At 70.6% G+C, this 16162-nt stretch carries 16 protein-coding genes, 1 tRNA gene and 1 pseudogene; 4 read left to right on the plus strand and 14 right to left on the minus strand.

Going from position 1 to position 16162, the window contains the following annotated elements; all coding sequences use genetic code 11:
- Positions 1 to 850: 850 nt before the first annotated feature.
- Together amrb99_RS43565 and amrb99_RS43570 are read right to left on the minus strand one after the other, a co-directional pair.
- A pseudogene (locus amrb99_RS43565) lies at positions 851 to 1607 on the minus strand (transposase family protein); the annotation flags it as partial.
- A 438-nt stretch (positions 1608 to 2045) separates the two neighbouring features.
- Positions 2046 to 2189 (minus strand): hypothetical protein, encoded by a 144-nt coding sequence (locus amrb99_RS43570; RefSeq protein WP_190867730.1) that lies wholly within the window; start codon positions 2187 to 2189, stop codon positions 2046 to 2048.
- Between the two features lie 68 nt (positions 2190 to 2257).
- On the opposite strand from amrb99_RS43570, the gene amrb99_RS43575 reads away from it, so the two are divergent.
- Complete coding sequence (locus amrb99_RS43575; RefSeq protein WP_190867732.1) at positions 2258 to 3448, plus strand: DUF3592 domain-containing protein; 1191 nt, start codon at positions 2258 to 2260, stop codon at positions 3446 to 3448.
- A gap of 284 nt (positions 3449 to 3732) precedes the next feature.
- Here amrb99_RS43575 and amrb99_RS52850 read toward each other — a convergent pair whose 3' ends face one another.
- Positions 3733 to 3855, minus strand: a complete 123-nt coding sequence (locus amrb99_RS52850; protein WP_277820220.1) for a hypothetical protein — start codon at positions 3853 to 3855, stop codon at positions 3733 to 3735.
- Here amrb99_RS52850 and amrb99_RS43580 point away from each other — a divergent pair.
- Complete coding sequence (locus tag amrb99_RS43580) at positions 3854 to 4033, plus strand: hypothetical protein (protein WP_190867735.1); 180 nt, start codon at positions 3854 to 3856, stop codon at positions 4031 to 4033. The two genes, amrb99_RS52850 and amrb99_RS43580, sit on opposite strands and share 2 nt — an antisense overlap.
- Positions 4034 to 4415: 382 nt before the next feature.
- Here amrb99_RS43580 and amrb99_RS43585 read toward each other — a convergent pair.
- Positions 4416 to 4488, minus strand: a tRNA-Asn gene (locus amrb99_RS43585).
- Positions 4489 to 4628: 140 nt separating this feature from the next.
- Here amrb99_RS43585 and amrb99_RS43590 point away from each other — a divergent pair.
- Entirely contained in the window at positions 4629 to 4913 is a 285-nt protein-coding gene (locus amrb99_RS43590) for a YtxH domain-containing protein (protein ID WP_190867738.1), read from the plus strand.
- Here amrb99_RS43590 and amrb99_RS43595 read toward each other — a convergent pair.
- The 10 genes from amrb99_RS43595 to amrb99_RS43640 all read right to left on the minus strand — a co-directional run bounded on the left by amrb99_RS43595 (position 4910) and on the right by amrb99_RS43640 (position 14714).
- Positions 4910 to 5404 (minus strand): hypothetical protein, encoded by a 495-nt coding sequence (locus amrb99_RS43595; protein ID WP_190867740.1) that lies wholly within the window; start codon positions 5402 to 5404, stop codon positions 4910 to 4912. The genes amrb99_RS43590 and amrb99_RS43595 overlap by 4 nt on opposite strands.
- Before the next feature lie 17 nt (positions 5405 to 5421).
- Positions 5422 to 6741 carry a hypothetical protein gene (locus amrb99_RS43600; RefSeq protein WP_190867742.1) on the minus strand — a complete coding sequence of 440 codons (1320 nt, stop codon included), beginning with the start codon at positions 6739 to 6741 and terminating at the stop codon, positions 5422 to 5424.
- 115 nt (positions 6742 to 6856) lie between these two features.
- Positions 6857 to 7666, minus strand: a complete 810-nt coding sequence (locus tag amrb99_RS43605) for an HAD family hydrolase (protein ID WP_190867744.1) — start codon at positions 7664 to 7666, stop codon at positions 6857 to 6859.
- Positions 7663 to 8775, minus strand: a complete 1113-nt coding sequence (locus amrb99_RS43610) for a cysteine protease StiP domain-containing protein (RefSeq protein ID WP_190867746.1) — start codon at positions 8773 to 8775, stop codon at positions 7663 to 7665. The genes amrb99_RS43605 and amrb99_RS43610 overlap by 4 nt, the downstream gene beginning before the upstream one ends.
- Complete coding sequence (locus amrb99_RS43615; protein ID WP_190867748.1) at positions 8772 to 10229, minus strand: phosphoribosyltransferase family protein; 1458 nt, start codon at positions 10227 to 10229, stop codon at positions 8772 to 8774. Before amrb99_RS43615 ends, amrb99_RS43610 begins: the two co-directional genes overlap by 4 nt.
- Complete coding sequence (locus amrb99_RS43620) at positions 10226 to 11431, minus strand: HpcH/HpaI aldolase/citrate lyase family protein (protein WP_190867751.1); 1206 nt, start codon at positions 11429 to 11431, stop codon at positions 10226 to 10228. Before amrb99_RS43620 ends, amrb99_RS43615 begins: the two co-directional genes overlap by 4 nt.
- Before the next feature lie 99 nt (positions 11432 to 11530).
- Positions 11531 to 12109 carry a TerD family protein gene (locus amrb99_RS43625; protein WP_190867753.1) on the minus strand — a complete coding sequence of 193 codons (579 nt, stop codon included), beginning with the start codon at positions 12107 to 12109 and terminating at the stop codon, positions 11531 to 11533.
- A 232-nt stretch (positions 12110 to 12341) separates the two neighbouring features.
- Positions 12342 to 13463 carry a DUF475 domain-containing protein gene (locus amrb99_RS43630; RefSeq protein ID WP_190867755.1) on the minus strand — a complete coding sequence of 374 codons (1122 nt, stop codon included), beginning with the start codon at positions 13461 to 13463 and terminating at the stop codon, positions 12342 to 12344.
- 61 nt (positions 13464 to 13524) lie between these two features.
- Positions 13525 to 14103 (minus strand): TerD family protein, encoded by a 579-nt coding sequence (locus amrb99_RS43635; protein ID WP_190867757.1) that lies wholly within the window; start codon positions 14101 to 14103, stop codon positions 13525 to 13527.
- A 35-nt stretch (positions 14104 to 14138) separates the two neighbouring features.
- Positions 14139 to 14714, minus strand: a complete 576-nt coding sequence (locus amrb99_RS43640) for a TerD family protein (RefSeq protein WP_190867759.1) — start codon at positions 14712 to 14714, stop codon at positions 14139 to 14141.
- 156 nt (positions 14715 to 14870) lie between these two features.
- Between amrb99_RS43640 and amrb99_RS43645 the strand changes: the two genes are divergently transcribed.
- On the plus strand, positions 14871 to 16121 hold the full coding sequence (locus amrb99_RS43645; RefSeq protein ID WP_190867761.1) for a molecular chaperone DnaJ: 1251 nt from the start codon (positions 14871 to 14873) through the stop codon (positions 16119 to 16121).
- The last annotated feature ends 41 nt before the right edge of the window (positions 16122 to 16162 follow it).

Below are 16162 nucleotides of genomic sequence, written 5' to 3' on the forward strand. Positions count from 1 at the left end.
CACGATCGGCACCTTCATCGACGGCTGGAACGACCGCTGCGAACCATTCTCCTGGACCAAAGACGCCGACGAGATCATCGCCAAAATCAAACGAAAAGAAACTATTCGAGCGAAACACTAGGGTCGCGCCTCAGCATGCGGCGGCGTCGTTCGCCCCGACGTCAAGCCGTTCCTGGGAGCCCGCAGAGGTCCGTGCCAAGTCGCACCGGTCGTCAAGCAGTTCGTCAGGCATGCAGCTCGCCCGGGAGCGAACACGGAAGCCAGCCGAGCATAGGCAGCAAGATGCCACGTAAGCACCAGAGAGCCCTGGTCATCTTCATGATTACCAGGGCTTTTCTTATTTCCGCCCAGAGACGGCGGAGAGGGGCTCGCCCCCCGCGCGGGCCAGCCCTGATCTCTTGACCGCGGGCCACCATGGGCCAACTGACTGGACTCCCCTCGTCGCGGCCACACACCATCATACCGTTGATCCACCAAGCTTTTCGACAATCACAGGAGTCAAGTTGTCTACGGTCCCGAACGTTCGCGAAGACGACGCCGCAGAGAAACTTCTAGAAACAACCGAAAGGCAGTCGAAATAAAGCAGGCGATTCACAGGGCAAGGCCGGCGCGCTTCGTTTTCCTATCGATCTGGACGATAACGGCCGCCATACTTCCCGCCGCTATTCTGGTTAGCATATTCACATGAGGTAATATCGATCTAACAAGAGCCAACATGGCCTGCATTCCAGTTGCGGCACTTCTAGCACTGGCTTCCACAATTCGGGGTACGCGAACTACAACGATGAATTGACGGATTGGGATGCGGAGTACATTGAGCCTTTTTCAGCGTGTTGTGGTCATCGCGGAGTTGCAGGGTGTGGATGGCCTTGGCGATACGACCGGCACGATAGGGGCGGCAGCGCAGCTTCCGCAGGATTCGCCATGACTTGAGCTGGGCGTTCGCTCGTTCGCCTGGCCCGCGCGGCTTGGCGTGTGCAGCTTGGCGTGTGCACGGTTCGCCTCCTGCGCTTCGGGCTTGTCGCGTCCCTTGTAGGGCGTGAGGACGTACGCGCCGGCGCCCTGATACGCCTTGTCGGCGAGCACCACCAGTCCGGTGGCCGCCAGTGCCCGGACGGCGCCCCGGATCCGGGCGGCCGCCAGGTCGTGGACCGAGCCGCGCAGCGGTCCCGACACCCACAGCAGAGCACCGTCTGGAGCGGCGATCACCTGGAGGTTCATGCCGTGGCAGCGGTGCTTGCCCGAGTAGTACGGCCGGTCGGCGGTGACCCGGTCGATCGCGATCAAAGTGCCGTCCAGGACCAGGTACGGCAGTCCGTCCCTGACCGCTTCGGCCAGGGCGGCACCGAGTTTGGGTGACCGGGCGGCCAGCGCGTCGGCGGTCTCATTGACATAGCGCCACGCAGTGCTGGTGGAGACGGTGAAGCCCGCACCCAGTTCGGCAAAGGTCTCGCTTTGCACAGGTGGACCAGGGTCATCAACGCCTGCAGGCCGGGTGGCAGCGCCCGGCGCTTGCTGCCGATCTCCTTGCGGTGCCGACCGACGACGCCGGTGGCGTCAGTCAGGGTCTGGCATGACAACGGCAGCGAAGCACGATACAAAAGCATGCGGAGCCCCTGGTGCGGACGAGGGATGGTGAGAGATCAACCGTCCTACCAGGGGTTCCTTGACGTTCCGGGGCAGCCACACCGACCGCGACCATCATGTGATCAGCAGGCACAGCACCGCTGCCGAAAAAGGCCCATTGAGACACGTCTATCGCGAAGAACTTCCGAAAGCCATAAAAAGATACCGAGCTGGGCAGAAGTATTATCGGCGGGTACATAATTTTCTGCAATCGCCAACGGAAAAGCACACCTCGCTAGCCTTGGTCTTTCGTGGGCGCTGGAGGAGGGAAGGCCGGATACCCGCGGCCCGAGGGCGGGCATCGAGCCCGTCACCCACCTGCTGCTCGAAGTCGCGCCTCCGCCATCGCGCGTCGCCGCCGCCGTCCGCGCCATCGCGAAGAAAGGCCGCCTGGAGGACGGGGTCGCCGAACACGCTCACTACCCGGCCGAGTTGCAGCCGCTGTACGGGCAGCCGCCGACGGCCTCGTCCAGGTCGCCGCCGACGCGCTGAAGGCGAAGGGCGCCGCTCTCCAGGGCGTGCCAATGAAGCCGGCTGCGGGCGACGGCGTCCTCGTCGAACACGTCCGCCCGGCCGTCGCCGCGGTGTACGCGAAGGTCCAGAGCGGCTGGCCGTCGGCTCGGCGCCGAGCGTGGACCGCTTCGCCGAAATGCTCTGGGCGGGCCGCAAGAAGGCGCTCGGCCCCGACGGCGGCCGGTCCCTCGTGGAGACGCCCGCCACATTGAGGGCCAGTTCCGCCGCTTCGCCGCGGCGGTCGCTCAGCAGCTCGTCGCAGAGCGCGGCCGCGACCCGGCACCGCAACGCCGAGCCGACCGTTCGCAGGGAGGCCGCCGACGAAGCCTTCAGGGACATGGTCCAGGTCAATGGCGGGATCGTACGCGAGGACGCCCAGATGCACGTGACCCGCATCATGGCCACGCTCCGCGGCGCCGATACTCCCAGCCGACTTGCATACGACCGGCTCCACGCCGAGCTAGACCAAGCGCGCGCCCAGGCCGAGATTGGCAAGCTCAAGGACCAGCCCGACGCCGTCCACTTGCTGATCGGCGAGGCATACGGAGACGCGGCCGCCGACATCCAAGCCGGCGGTCCCGCGCAAGTCCGGAGCCGTCCACCTCGGCGTGCTCGGCCGTGTTCCTCATCACCCCCGATACGACGCGACAGACGATCTAGGTACGATCCAGATGTGACGTCTCCGCAGGTCCCGATTGGACCACCTGCTCGGGTTGCACCCTCTGCCCCCGGGTCGGTATTCGGCCGTCTGAAGGTGGCGATCGCCTTCGGATCTATATGGCTCATTGTTGGTGCGTTTTTCTATGTGGTTATATCCACTGTCGACCACAGTAACCACCACCTCTACGCCGTGCTCGATAAAAGGGGGGTCCACGCAAGGGCAACCGTAACGCGTACGGCTCCCAACGATCACAACACGGTGTACTACACTTTCACAGTCTCGGGAACGATCTACTCTAGCTCGGACCTCGCAGACCCACCGAATCCCGACGCATCGCACCTGCATGTCGGGGACCAGATCCAGATCGTATACGACATCCGAGACCCACACCTTTCGTGCGCATGCGACCCACATGCCGAGAAGCCATACGATCAACTTTTCCCGGTCATCGTCGCCCTGTTCTCGGCGACTTTCTTTGTGGGCATATATATGGTCTCGTGGATTCTGCGCCGAAACCGTCAGATTTCAGGAGTAAGCCACGAATCCCCCTATATGCAGCAGTTGTCGGTTCCAATACAGCCGGATGCGCGACCCCGACCTCTGAAAAGCAGAAAACCCCCGCCTTTATGGCCCAAAGACGGGGCGTGAGCGCGGCTCCGTTCTGTACGGCCAGGCCGCCCCGGCGAGGAGTTCACCGTGCGTTGACCTCCACGTAGTCGGCGCGGACGGCCTCCTCGGCAGTCTGTCCCACCTCGGCGCGTCTCTCGTTAGCCTCGATCTTGCGTGTTGCTGGTCAGGCCGCGTAGCGGCCTGACCAGCGTGTGTTTCCTGCCGGCTGATCAGGGCGGTGGCCCGGATGTCGCTCCGGGTGGGCGGGGTTCCACGGGCCCTTGTGGTCTCCTTCCTGGGTTGCCGGGCCGTGTTGGTGCTGGTCATCCGGGGTTGGGCAGTGCCGCAAGGCAGGCAAGTGCGTGGGTGATGATGCTGGTCCAAGGCCAGTGTTTGGGCAGGCGCAGGATGTGGCGGACCCACAGCACCAAGATGCTGCGGGACATGCATTCGATCCTCAGGAGGGCCGTAGCGCGAGCTCAGGCCCGCGACAAGGTCAAGAGGGACGTCGTCCTGCTCTGCGAGGTCCCTCGCGGGAAGGGCGGGCGCCGCTCGAAATCGCTGTCGTTCAACCAGGCCGTGGCGCTGCTGGAAGCCGCCGAAGCGAGCGGTAAGGCGACATGAACGCCTACATCGTGCTCTCGTTGCTGAATGGACGCTGGCGGCGCCTTCCCGCTCCCCGTGACCGCTACGTCTTCCCGGCCGCGGACGGCGGCGAGCGGGACCACATGAGCGTCCTACGAGGCTTCCGGAGGGTGGCGGCCCGCGCCGGCCTGAAGCCGGACGCCTGGAGACCGCGGGAGTTGCGGCAGCACCCGCGTGACGGAAACCGTCTACCGGCACGAGCTTCGGCCGGTCCTGGAGGACGGGGCCACGGAGATGGATCGCATCTTCCCGGGCATGATCAGCGATCGGTAGTCAGGCAGTAGGTCAGGCACAAAGCATCAGGGCCCGGTTCGTTGATCCGAACCGGGCCCTGACCTGCGATTATGCACCCATAGGGAAGCTCCCGCGATTGGACTCGAACCAATAACCTGCCGGTTAACAGCCGGCTGCTCTGCCGATTGAGCTACGCGGGATCGTGCGTCCGGCGGGGCCTCGGCCCCTGCCAGCGCGTCTAGGTTAGCGCATGTGCGGGGCTGTTCGCGCACGCGTCGCGGGTGGGGGCGGCGTTCTCGGGTATGGAGTGTGGACGATCGGCCCCCAAAGGGAGTTGAACATGAAGTCGCGCATGATGTTCATGGCAGGCGCCGCGATCGGCTACGTCCTCGGGACGAAGGCCGGACGGGAACGCTACGAGCAGATCAAGCGCCTCTCGCGGCAGGTGTCGGAGAACCCCAACGTGCAGGAGGCCGCGGGCATGCTGCGCGCCAAGGGCGGCGAGTTCGCCGGTGCGGCGCGGGAGAAGGCCGGCGAGATGGCCTCGACCGCGAAGGAGAAGGTGCCGCAGCAGAAGTCCGGCCGGCACCAGGCCGAGGACGAGCCGAAGGTCTATCCGGGCTAGAGGCCCGTCTGGCGGCGCAGGGCCTCGAGGACCTGCTCGGCCTGGGCGCGCAGGCCCGGGTCGTCGGGGTCGAGGCCCGCGTCGAAGACGAACGTCCAGCGCACGTCCCCGCCGGTGGCGGGGCGCCGGCCCGCTATGCGCACCTTCCCGCCCCCGGGGAGGTGCGCTTGGTGGGTCACCGCGATGGTGGCGGTGACGCGTTCCCGGACGGTCTCGGGGACGGAGCCGGGCTCGGTGAGGCGGACGTGGTGCTCCGCGCCGCCGGAGGTCTCCTCGACGTGCAGCCAGCCGTCCTTCCAGGTGGCCTGGTCGACGCGCTCCCACGGGATGCGGACGAAGCCGCCGGACGGGGCCGGGACGTGCAGGGCGGCGGTGGTGGCGACCACGTGGGAGCCGCCGCGGGTGGGGGCGGACGCGAGGACGCGCTCGCCGCGTTCGATCGTGAGCGCGTCGCGGACCGCGGAGGGCAGGTGGCCCCGGAGTAGGCGCATGCCCCCACGGTAGGCGATCAGGCGGCCTGCGGGGCGCGGCGGGCCCCGAGCAGGTCGAGGACGAGAGCGGCGGACCAGGAGTAGTCGTGGCTGCCGCGTCCGGTGCCGTCGAAGGGGTCGAAGAACTCGCGGAACCCGGACTGGCGGACGAGCCGCATCGTGGAGCCGTACAGCAGGTCGGCGACGACGGGGAGGCCGTGGGCGAGGGCGCCGTACCAGATCAGCCAGTTCGTGCTGACCCAGGTGGGGCCGCGCCAGTAGCCGCCGCGGTCGAAGGCGGGCGCCTGGATGTCGCAGGTGGGGACGGGGTATCCGGCGGCGCCCGCGAACCGGGCGGACAGCAGCAGGTCGACGAGGTTGCGGACGTGCGCGGCGGGCAGCTCGGGGTCGAGGAGGGGGCCGAAGGAGCCGGCGGTGATGACGGGCAGGAGCCGGTCGTCGCGCAGGTCGCGGGCGCGGAAGCAGCCGGTGTCGGCGTCCCAGAGGCGGTCGAGGAGGGCGGCGTGGACGCGCTGCGCGGCCTCCAGGTGCGGGGCGGGGTCGGCGCCGACGATGCGGGCGACCTCGGCGAGGGCGTGCGCGGAGGCGAGGAAGGTGGCGTTGACGAGCGGGTCCTCGACCGCGAACGGGTGGGATTCGCGCAGGTAGTCGGGCCGGTAGCCGGCCTCGCGCATGAGGGCGACGAGCCGGACGTAGCGGTCGTAGTCCTCGCCGGTGGGCAGGGCGCGGGAGCGGTGGGCGGGCGCGTAGGCGCTGGGCGGGAGCTGGAGGGCGCCGAGGGGACGGTCCCAGGCGGGGCTGTTGTCGAGGCCGGACTCCCAGGGGTGGCAGATGGCGATGAGGCCGCTGGAGCCGAGGTCGCGGGCGGTGGTGAGGTAGCGGTGCTGCGCGGCGAGCATCGGGTAGAGGCGGGTGAGGAAGCCGCGGCTGCTCTCCCCGTCGGGGGCGCATTCGTGCAGGCGGAGGGCGACGAGGGCGTGCACGGGCGGCTGGGTGAGCCCGGAGGTCTGGACGCCGCGGGGCGCCGCGCGCTGCTCGGTGCTGCGCCACAGCTCGGGGCCGGGGAAGAAGGCGTGCCGGGCGAGGGTCGTGTTGAACACGATGTGCGGGAGCATGCCGTCGGCCCACTGGCCGCGGAAGAGCGACAGCAGCTCGGTCTCGGCGCGCTCGGGGCGGTGCCGGGCCAGGCCGAGGCTGATGAAGGCGGAGTCCCAGCTCCACTGGTGGGGGTAGAGGCCGGGCGACGCGGCGGTCGCGGTCCCGGTCCAGTTCGCGTCGAGGACGCGGGCCGCGGCCTTCCACAGGGCGGTCTCGTCGCCGGTGAGACGGGAGCTCATGCGCTCAGGGGTACCTCCTCGCGACGGCGGGAGCGGGGTCCTAGTGTGATTGTGACCCGCGATCGCGGCCCCGGCGAGCCCCCGGGCGGCGTCGTTTGTCGACGGCCGGGTCCGGTCAGCGGTGATTTTCCACCCGGTGCAGCAGCCAGTCCGTGATCTCCTGGCCGGCGGCGACGCCGCGGGACGCGGTGACGGCCGTGGCCGGGGAGGTCCAGCCGGCGTCGTGGAGTTCGCCGTGCGCGGGGCGGATCGACGCGCGGGCGGCTTCGAGGAGTTCGGCGTCCAGCAGCGAGTCGCCGGCGGCGAGCATCGCGGACGCGCCGGTGCGGCGGGCGACCTCGGCCGCCGCGGCGGCCTTGGTGAGGCAGGCGGGCAGGCAGTAGACCTTGCGGCCCTGCAGGGACGTCCGCCAGCCGCGTTCGGCGCACCAGCCGGCGAGGTCGTCGACCCAGCCGGGCGGGAGGGCCGCGCGGTCGACGACCGTGTAGGCGAACAGGTCGGACGCGGTACGCCGTTTCAGCACGAACTCCCCGCCGGTCCGGACGAGGCGGTCCTGGATCTCGGCGAGCGGCGCGCATCCGTCCGCGATGCGGGCCCGCACGGACGCCGACCATGACGGGTCGTCCTCGCCGTCCACGAGGAGGTGGCCGCCGTTCGCGCAGATCGCGTACGCGGGTGGTTTCTCCAGCAGGTGGACGCGCCGGTACTGCTCGGGTGTCCGCGTCGTTGTGGGGACGAACACGGCGGACGCGGCGAGGGTCTCCAGTGTGCGGGCGGCCGCCTCCGTCATGTAGGAGAGGGGAGCGCCCTGGTAGAACTCGACGCAGACCAGGCGCGGCATGGCCTCGTCCGGGCCGTCCAGCGCGAACGCGGCCTGCGAGTAGATGAGCGTACGGTCCAGGTCCGAGCACACCAGCACGGTCACTGGACGGTCCCCTTGCCGAAGCGCGGGTGGATGAGCCCCATGCACGCGTAGGGGAACGCGTCCGGCTCGACGTCCACGACGGGTACGCCGCGTTCGCTTGCCAGGAGCCTGATGTGCGCCAGTTCGGGGCCCGCGTCCGCGCGCGCGAGGACCTTCCATGGGACGCGGCGCAGCAGCACCCGCGTCGTCTCCCCGATGCCCGGCTTGACCAGGTTGAGGTCGTCGATGCCGTGCTCGGCGGCGACGCCGCGGACCGCCTCCCATCCCGACCAGTCGGGTTCGCGGTCGGACGCCCGCAGGTCCGGCGCGTCCTTCGCGACCCGCTCCGCCACGTCCGCGAAGCGCGCGCAGACGGTGTCGAGGAACAGCGCGGACACGTCGTCGGCGGCCAGCTCGGCGTAGAACTTAGCGCCGTGGAAGTCGCCGGGGCCGATCAGCTCGGCGTTCAGGACGGTCCGGCTGACCAGCCCGGACACGGTCGAGTTCAGGCACGCGGACGGGATCAGGAAGTCGTCGCGGGTGCCGTACAGCGGGGTGCAGCGGCCGGGATCGGCGAGGACGGCGAGGTCGGCGGGGAACCCGGTCCCGGCGAGCGCGGCGGTCAGCTCGCGCGTGATGGCGCCCTTGCCCGTCCAGCCGTCCACGAACATGACCGCGGACGGGTCGTGCTGCGCGGCGAGGTACCGCAGCGCGACGGTGTCGATGCCCCGGCCCCGGACGATGCTGATCGCGTAGTGCGGCAGGTCCAGCCCGTGCGCGAACCGTGCCCAGCGCCGCACCAGGATCCCGATGGGGGTGCCCGCGCGCGCGAGCGACACCACGACGGCGTCCGGGCCGCGCTCGGCGATGATCTGCTCGGCGACAAGTCCGGTCGCGTAGGCGAGCCGTTCCGCGGACGCCTCCAGCGCCTCCTCGAACAGCCGCCGGTACTCGGGACCCGGCTGGTACTCGACGGGCAGCGACTCGGCGTAGTGGGCGCGGCCCGCCTGGATCGCGGCCTCGCGGTCCTCCGTGGGCGCCTCTAGCCGCGCGCCCGACAGGTCCTTCAGCAGCCACGCGACGTCCTCGGCCCGGTAGCTGCCGAAGTCCGGCCCGTACAGCGGCCTCACTTGTCACCCCTATGGGACGGCACGGTCACGACCACCACCGGCGCGAGCGCGCGCAGGCGCGCCACCAGCCCACTGGCGAGCGCCTGGGTGTCGCCTACGTCGTCCACCACGAACACGATGCGGTCGAACGGCGGGCTGCCCGTGGCGGGAGCGACGTTGTAGGCGTACCGCTCCCCCGGGCCGTCCGCCGGGTCGTCGTGCGCCGGGAACGCGAGCCGGGTGCGGATCGCGTACCCCGGGTCGTCCACGGCCAGGACGGGCGAGCGGGTCGTCGTGGAGTACCGGACGTCCAGGCCCGGGGACGCGTCGGCGAGCGCCTCCGCCAGCCGCAGCGGCGCGTACATCAGCTCCTCGAACCCGAGCACGAGCACGCGGGACGCGCCGTCCCCGAGTTCCGCGGCCACGGCGTCGGCCAGGCGCGGGAGGTCCTTCTCCAGCGCCGTGCGATGGTCGGGCAGGAACCCGTGGCGGCCGCCGTCGGGCACGCCGTGCGGCCAGTCGAGCCGCACGCGCGCGACACCGAGCGCCGCGCCCCCACCCGACGCCGCGCCCCCACCCGACGCCGCAGCCCCACCGGCCGGCGTGGAGTCGGCGGACAGCTCGGAGACGATCCGCGTGCCCCTCTCTAGGACGTCGTCCGGCAGTTCCACCCGTCCTGCGGCCAGGGAGACGGCGTCGATACGCGTGCCCAGCCGCGCGGCGAGCTCGTCCACGCGCGCGCGGTCGGACGCGCCGCGCAGGTCGACCAGCGCCGCCAGGACGTAGTGCCTCCGTGGACGCAGCGCGTGCAGCGTGGAGATCGTGTTCAGGACCGTCTGGCCTGTGGAAAGCTCGTCGTCCACCAGCACGAGCGGGACATCCCGGTCGAGCGCCACCGGGTCGGACGGCAGCAGCAGATGGCTCGTCGCGTGGCTGTGCTCCTCCTCGAACCCGCCGTACGCGGCGAAGCCCGGCACCGGACGGCGCGTGGAGTGCAGGTAGTAGGCGCCGCCCAGGGCGTCGGCCACCGAATGCCCCAGGGCGGTCGCGGTCTCCGCATAGCCGAGGACTATGGCGTCCACAGGCGGGCGCGGTTCCCGCAACGCGTCGCGCAACGCCGCCGCGGCGCCCGGCGCGCCCGCCAAGGCGTCCTTGAGCGGACCGGACGGAACGGACGTCGCTTCGTCGCGCAGGCGCGCGCGCACGAGCTCGCCCAGCAGCAGCCCCGATCCGTACACCAGCCGGGGATCGGTCGGGACGTGCTTGCCGAGCACCGCCGAGACCAGCAGATGCGCGCGCCTCGGGTTACGGCGGACGGCGAGCCCCACCATCGACGCCAGCCCGGCCCCCACCGGACGGTCGCCGTCGACCAGCCGCACGCCGAGCCGCGACGTCACCCACACCCCCGGCCACACCGGTTCCCCGGACCGCACAGCGCCGACGCCCCTCACCGCCTCCTCAAGTCGCTCCGTCATCGGCGGTCCGCCGCTTCCAGGAGCTCGACGAACGTCACGTCCCGCGCGGCGACGCCGAACACGCGCGCGCGCAGCATCAGCCGTTCCGCCCAGGCGCGATGCGGTTTCGCCTCATTCATCTTGTTCGCGTACGAACTGGCCATCGCGCCGCCGCCCGCGTAGCCCAGGATGTCGGCGGCGTCGCAGTACTCCTCGTGCGTCACGACCGACAGGGCGTGCACGGCCGCCACGTGGGTCGGGTGGATGACCGTCTTGCCCGTCAGGCCGTTGGCCTTGTCCAGATGCACTTCGCGGATCAGCCCGTCCAGGTCGGAGGTGATGAGGCGCTGCCGCAGCGGCGCGGCCCGCAGCGCCTCGAACGGCGACTGCCGCAGCTGCGGCTTGAACATCCGCTCCCCCGCCGAGAAGTACTCCCAGACCGGGCCGGTCACCACGAAGCCGCTGCCGTCCGCGCGGCCGAGCACGTTGACGATGTCGGTGATCGCCGCGGCGACCGGCCGGATGTCGTAGATCGTCAGGTCGGGCGGGCGGCGCAGCCCGTACGCCGCCGACATGTCGGTGGCGCCGATCCGCACCGCGAGGACCCGGTCGCGGTGCTTGGCCAGCAGCCGCGCCACGTCGTGCAGCACCTCGGTGCGGCTCTCGCTGTGCACCGCCTCCGGGCTCTCGAGCACCGGCATCGCCAGCAGCGGCAGCCCGGTGCGGGCCGCCGTGTCCTCCAGCGCGTCGAGGAACGCTCCACCGGACGGCGCCGTGAACTTCGGCAGTACGAACCCGCTGACCAGCTCCGCCGCGGGCCCCAGCCGGGCGGCGATGTCGCCGATCTGCCGGGGATCGCGGACCCGCACGAACAGCAGCGGCACGCCGTCGACGGACCGGCCGCCGTCCCGCTCCCCGCGGCCGTCCCGGTCGTCCGCGCGCCGGGCGTGCAGGTCCCGGAGCTGCGCGACCAGGTTGGCCTCCGCCTCCGGGACCTCGTCGTCGCCGATCGCGTCCTCCAGGCACACGACCATGCTCATCACGCCGCGCCGCGCCGCCTTCTCGATGTCGCCCGCGAGATCGGGGCGCGTGGCGGGGCAGTACAGGGTCGCGCCGAGCGCCACCGCCAGCACCGCCGGGTCGTCGTGCCGGCCGAACGGGCGGGGATGCCGGTAGAACAGGTGCTTCCGGTAGGCGGCGTCGATGTGATCAAAGTGCCGCATGCCGGCCTCGCGTCAGCACGGGCATCGCGTCATCGCGGCACCGCGGTCATCGGTGCACCGCCGTCACAGGTGCCTCCCACGTCACAGATGCCTTCCGGATCACAGATGAACCGACACGGCCGGCAGCAGGTGCTGGAAGGTGCGGCCCGACGCGGTCGCGCCGATCGCGGTCATCGACCAGCCGTCGCCGTCCCGCGACACCTTCGCCATGATCTGCGCGTTGTGCTGCCCTGCCCCGCTCAGGTCGTACCGCGCGATCTCCTGCCCGGTCGTCTCGTCCACCAGCCGGCAGAACGCGTTCTCGATCTGCGAGAAGTCCTGCCCGGTGAAGGAGTTCACCGTGAACACCAGCTGCGTGACGTTGGCCGGGACGCTCTGCAGGTCGACGTTGACGACCTCGTCGTCGCCCTCGCCCGCGCCGGTCAGGTTGTCGCCGGTGTGCTGGACGGACCCGTCCTTGCTGCGCAGCTGCCGGAACCACACCGCGTCGGCGAGGTTGCCGCTCGCGTCGAACAGCAGGCAGGACGCGTCCAGGTCGATCGACTGGGCCTTGCCCTTGCCGAACAGCCCCTTCTTCGCGACGGCGTCCCAGCCCAGGCCCATCCTGACCCGGGTGAGGGTGCCGCCGCCGGGCTTGGCCAGCGAGACCTTCTGCCCCTTCTGCAGCGAAATCGTCATCGTCGGCTCCTTTGGTGATGATGAGCGGTCGTCGCGGGGTGTAGGCGGTACGGGTGTAGGCGGTACCGGTGCGGGTGCACGGACGGTACGGGTGCGGATGCGTAAGGGTACGGGCGGTCCGGGAGTGAACGGGTCAGGGTGTCGGACGGTCAGGGTGTCGGACGGTATGGGTGCGGACGGTGCACCGTGCGCGGGTGCACCGCCCCGTCGGACCCCGGCCGGGCGGGCCGGATCAGACCTTGCTGGAGTGCAGCGGCTTGTCGCCGCCCGCCGCGGCGGACGCGCCGTCGCCGCCCCGGTTCCGCACCACGGAGCTGATGAACGCGGCGATGATCAGGCCCGCGCCGATCCCGCCGGTGAGCCACTCGGGGACGTGCCGGCCGATGCTGACCAGCATGCACACCGCGAGCGCGCCGATCGCCCAGTGGGCGCCGTGCTCCAGGTAGATGTACTCGTGCAGGGTGCCCTTGCGGACCAGGAACACCGTCAGCGACCGGATGTACATGGCGCCGATGCCGAGGCCCAGCGCGATGATGATCGGGTCGGTGCTGATGGCGAACGCGCCGATGACGCCGTCGAAGCTGAACGAGGCGTCCAGCACCTCCAGGTAGAGGAACAGGAAGAACCCGGCCTTGCCGGTGGCCAGCGCCAGCGAGCTCGGCCCGGACCGGGCCGGCGCCCGCTCCGCGGCGGGCTCGGCGTCCCCGTCCTCGTCCTCGTCGTCCTCCTCGGTCGCCTCGGAGAACAGCTCGCCGAGCCCGTTCACCAGGATGTAGGTGACCATGCCCAGCACGCCGGCGATCATGACCTGGCCGGGCTCGTCGGCGAACAGCCCTGCGGTGAACGCCAGCGCCCCGCCCGCGACGACCACCGAGAGCTGGTCCAGCTTGCCGATCCGCTGCAGCGGCGCCTCCAGCCAGGGCAGCCACTTGTCGGCCCGCTCCTCGAACACGAAGTCCAGGAACAGCATCAGAAGGAACATCCCGCCGAACGCCGCGATCATCGGATACGCGTCGTTCATCAGGTGGTGGTACTTGTGCGGGTCGTTCAGCGCCAGGTCGAACGCCTCGACGGGGTTCAGCTTGGCGGTGATGCCGACGATCAGCAGCGGGAAGACCAGCCGCATGCCGAACACCGCGATCGCGATGCCGACGGTCAGGAAGATCTTCTGCCAGAACGGGCTCATCCGGTCCAGCACCTTGGCGTTGACCACGGCGTTGTCGAACGACAGTGAGATTTCCAGCACTGCGAGGACGGCGACCAGGGCCAGCCCGGTCCCGCCGTCGTAGAGAGCGGCGACCAGCAGGCCGAGGACCGTGATGCCGAAGGCCCATCCGAAGGTGCGAAGAATCATGCGCGTATTTCTCTGAGAGTGGACGGCCGGCCCGGCCGGCCGTCCTGCGGGGCGGCGGCCGTCAGCCGACGTTGACGCCGAAGTCCATGGCGATGCCGGCCAGGCCGGAGGCGTAGCCCTGGCCGACGGCCCGGAACTTCCATTCGGCGCCGTGCCGGTACAGCTCGCCGAAGACCATGGCGGTCTCGGTGGAGGCGTCCTCGGTCAGGTCGAAGCGGGCGAGCTCGCTGCCGTCGGTCCGGTTGACGATCCGGATGAAGGCGTTGCGGACCTGCCCGAAGTTCTGCTGCCGGTTGTCGGCGTCGTAGATCGACACCGGGAACACGATCCGGTCGCAGTCCTGCGGCACGGCGGTCAGGTCGACGTTGATCGACTCGTCGTCGCCCTCGCCCTCGCCGGTCAGGTTGTCGCCGGTGTGCTCGACCGAGCCGTCCGGGCTCTTCAGGTTGTTGAAGAACACGAAGTGCTGGTCGGAGATCACCTTGCCGGACGGGCCGAGCATCAGCGCGGAGGCGTCCAGGTCGAAGTCGGCGCCGGTGGTGGCGCGCACGTCCCAGCCGAGGCCGACGGTGACGGCGGTCAGATTGGGCGCGGCCTTCGTCAGCGAGACGTTGCCGCCCTTGGCGAGTGAGACTCCCATGTTCGGGCCACTCCCTTCCCGGGGGTAGAGGTCGTTCAGATGTTGACGCCGAAGTCCATCGCGATGCCCGCGAGGCCGGACGCGTAGCCCTGCCCGACCGCGCGGAACTTCCAGTCGGCCCCGTTGCGGTACAGCTCGCCGAAGACCATCGCGGTCTCCATGGACGCGTCCTCGGTCAGGTCGTAGCGGGCCATCTCGGACCGGTCGCCCTGGTTGAGGACCCGGATGTAGGCGTTGCGGACCTGGCCGAAGTTCTGGCCGCGGCTGTCGGCGTCGTAGATCGACACGGCGAACGCGACCCGCTCGGCCTCCGCGGGCAGCGCGCCGAAGTTCACGTTGATCTGCTCGTCGTCGCCCTCGCCGGCGCCGGTGGTGTTGTCACCGGTGTGCTCGACGCCGCCGTCCGGGGTCCGCAGGTTGTTGAAGAAGACGAAGTGCTGGTCGGTGAGGATCTTGCCGGAGGCGTCCAGCACCAGCGCCGACGCGTCGAGGTCGAAGTCGGTGCCCGTCGTGGTGCGCAGGTCCCAGCCGAGGCCCACCGTCACGGCCGACAGGCCGGGGGCCTGTTTCGTGAGCGAGACGTTGCCGCCCTTGCTCAGACTGACTCCCACGGCGTTCCTCCAAGATCGCATGACGTACCGGACGCCGGGCAGGCGTCTCGCTATATCGACGCAGCAGCGATGCTATCCGTTCCATCCGTTGTGGACGCATTACGCGAGAACTCCTGGACTGCGCGAGACTGGGCATGAGGACGAAGGGAGGCCGCGTTGCGGGGACCGGGCGACCAGCGGCGGCGCGGCAGGGGCGGTCAGGCCGCCGACGCGGCGATCCAGGCGCGCGAGGCGGCCGCCACCGCCTTCTACGACATGGACCAGGCGCAGAAGTTCCTCGACGGGCGCGTCACCGTGTTCGAGGATCTGGACGCGGGCGCCGCCGCGCCCGTCCGGCGGGAGTTCGCCGGTCTCTCGGAGGCCGCCGACGCCGCCTCCGTGGCCTACATCTCCGTCCTGGACGCGCACGATCTCGACGACCGGGAGCGGTCGCCCGCCGAGTACGACGCGGCCCGCCGCGCGTTCATGGCGTCCACCGAGCGGCTGCAGCAGATCACCCGGAACCTGAACGGGTTCGCCGAGCGGCTCGCGCCGCGGATGGCGCGGCTGGAGGCGGCCCTCGACCAGCTTCCGCCGCGCCTCACCGCCGCCCGGGACGCCGTCGCCGCCGCCGAGGCCGCCGTGCAGGCGGCCCGGGCGTCCGGGATGGACGCCTCCGACCCCGAGGCGGAGCTGGCGCGGGCGAAGGAGGCCCTCGCGCTGCTGAGCTCCCAGGGGCTCGGCGGGCTCGGGCTGGACGGGGCGATGCGCAAGGCCGACGAGGTGCGGGTGATCGCCGAGAGCGCTCGCCTGGCGGCCGAGGAGCTGCCGAGGACGGCGGAGAAGGTGCGCAACTCGCTCGCCTCCGTCCGCACCCGCGTGGACGTCGTCGCGAACCGCGTCGGGCCCGTCCGGGAGGCGATGAAGGTGCTGCTGCGCGCCTACTCGCAGGCCTGCTGGCAGGACCTGCGGGGCGCGCCGGAGGCGATCGAGGCGGGCGTCGAGCGGGCGCGCGAGCGGCTGGACGAGGCGATGGCCTTCTCCCGCGCGACCGAGTGGAAGCGGGCGCAGCAGGCGCTGACCGCGGCGCGGACCGAGCTGAACGGGGCCGACCGGCGCGCCGGGCAGGTCACCGGGCGGGTGACGGAGCTGGAGGCGGTCGCCGCCGACCCCGAGAAGCCGGTCGAGAGCGCCCGGTTCGCGGTGCGGGACGCGCAGCGGCTCGCCATGGCGCAGCCCGGTGGCGCCGCACCGCACCATGCGCGCGCGCTGGACGCCCTGGTGGAACGGCTGGAGCACGCGCCGAAGCGGCTCACCGGCGCGCACCCGGACTACTGGGCCTATCTCCAGGAGCTGGAGTCGATCAAGACGGCCGCCGGCGACGTGGTGACGCGCATCCGCTCGGAGCGCGCCGGAGGCGGCTCCTGAGAGCCGCCCACGGCGGGCTGTCACGCGAGCCGTGGGCGCCC

The organism is Actinomadura sp. RB99, assembly GCF_014706005.1.
Lineage (GTDB): Bacteria > Actinomycetota > Actinomycetes > Streptosporangiales > Streptosporangiaceae > Spirillospora.

What these genes read in the sequence shown, in the direction of transcription:
- amrb99_RS43635 (WP_190867757.1), bottom strand. Translation starts at nt 14,103, where the DNA reads ATGGGAGTCTCACTCGCCAAGGGCGGCAACGTCTCGCTGACGAAGGCC.
- amrb99_RS43625 (WP_190867753.1), bottom strand. Translation starts at nt 12,109, where the DNA reads ATGACGATTTCGCTGCAGAAGGGGCAGAAGGTCTCGCTGGCCAAGCCC.
- amrb99_RS43630 (WP_190867755.1), bottom strand. Translation starts at nt 13,463, where the DNA reads ATGATTCTTCGCACCTTCGGATGGGCCTTCGGCATCACGGTCCTCGGC.
- amrb99_RS43580 (WP_190867735.1), top strand. Translation starts at nt 3,854, where the DNA reads ATGCATTCGATCCTCAGGAGGGCCGTAGCGCGAGCTCAGGCCCGCGAC.
- amrb99_RS52850 (WP_277820220.1), bottom strand. Translation starts at nt 3,855, where the DNA reads ATGTCCCGCAGCATCTTGGTGCTGTGGGTCCGCCACATCCTGCGCCTG.
- amrb99_RS43615 (WP_190867748.1), bottom strand. Translation starts at nt 10,229, where the DNA reads ATGACGGAGCGACTTGAGGAGGCGGTGAGGGGCGTCGGCGCTGTGCGG.
- amrb99_RS43595 (WP_190867740.1), bottom strand. Translation starts at nt 5,404, where the DNA reads ATGCGCCTACTCCGGGGCCACCTGCCCTCCGCGGTCCGCGACGCGCTC.
- amrb99_RS43620 (WP_190867751.1), bottom strand. Translation starts at nt 11,431, where the DNA reads ATGCGGCACTTTGATCACATCGACGCCGCCTACCGGAAGCACCTGTTC.
- amrb99_RS43590 (WP_190867738.1), top strand. Translation starts at nt 4,629, where the DNA reads ATGAAGTCGCGCATGATGTTCATGGCAGGCGCCGCGATCGGCTACGTC.
- amrb99_RS43600 (WP_190867742.1), bottom strand. Translation starts at nt 6,741, where the DNA reads ATGAGCTCCCGTCTCACCGGCGACGAGACCGCCCTGTGGAAGGCCGCG.